The sequence below is a fragment of the Nitrosomonas sp. Nm166 genome (assembly GCF_900112825.1).
Taxonomy (GTDB): domain Bacteria; phylum Pseudomonadota; class Gammaproteobacteria; order Burkholderiales; family Nitrosomonadaceae; genus Nitrosomonas.
In genome coordinates, this window is the sequence record NZ_FONE01000124.1 from 1 (window position 1) to 1,080 (window position 1,080).

Annotated in this window: 1 protein-coding gene and 1 pseudogene; both read right to left on the bottom strand. The window is 43.6% G+C overall.

The genetic code is table 11. From position 1 onward, the window contains the following. Positions 1-926 (bottom strand): methyl-accepting chemotaxis protein (locus BM021_RS16475; RefSeq protein ID WP_143074377.1); only part of this gene is annotated, 926 nt, incomplete at its 3' end. Between the two features lie 56 nt (positions 927-982). Further along, positions 983-1,080 (bottom strand): annotated as a pseudogene (locus BM021_RS16440) (chemotaxis protein CheW); the annotation flags it as partial.

Below are 1,080 nucleotides of genomic sequence, written 5' to 3' on the forward strand. Positions count from 1 at the left end.
GATGTCAGCTCTTCCATGCTTGATGCTGTTTCTTCGAGGCTGGAAGCCTGCTCTTCTGTGCGCTGGCTGAGATCTGAATTACCTGATGCGATTTCGCTGGAAGCCGTGGTGATCTGATCCGTGCCAATACGCACTTTACCGACGAGGTCTGCCAGGTTGTCGTTCATCGTTTTCAATGCGTGTAATAAGCGGCCAATTTCATCATTCGAATTGACTTCAATGCGGCTGGTCAGATCACCCGACGCCACTGCATTAGCTACCGCAACCGCTTCATTCAGAGGACCGATAATTGCACGTATCAACAGAAAACCAATTACCGCTGCCAGCAATATGCCCAATGTAATTACAGTAACACTGGTTATAAAAATATTTTCATAATTGTTTTGGGCGATTCCAAATTCCTTTGTACCTTCATCTCGCTGCAATTCAAGTAGCTTGAACAGGGTTGCATGGGCAGCATCATATTTTCTTGAAACTTCACCATCATAATTTGTAATGGCAGCATCATAATGACCAGCCAAGGCACTGCTCATTGTGCGTTCACGTGCCTCTACAAATTCTCTCCATCCTTGATTAAAGCTTTCTATCAATGTCTTCTCTATTGAGGTCAAGTTGGTAGCGAGATATTTTTGCCAGGTTGCAGTGATCTCGGCATCTCTCTGACTGGTCAGTTCTTTCCTTTGCTTCACAATTTCAGCGTTTCTGCTGTATGAAGCCAGAGCAGTATTGAGGCGTATGCGTTGCATTCTATCGACGATCAAAGCGAGATCCCCTAGCGGAACAGCGCGGTCTTCGTAAACCCCCTTAAATGAATCATTCGTTTGATTCAATCCATAAATGCCCAGACCGCCCACACCGATCAGTAATACGGAAAGCAAACTAATAACAAACATCAACCGCGATTTTATTGATACATTATTAAACATCAGAATCCCCTCTAAGTCTCTTTTTAGAAAAATAACTGTTCCTGTTAATTAATGCCTTAATCAATCAAACCCATATCGCCACTACCCATCAGTTTCTCAATATCCATCAATATCAGCATCCGCTCATCGACTGTTCCCAATCCCACGATGTATT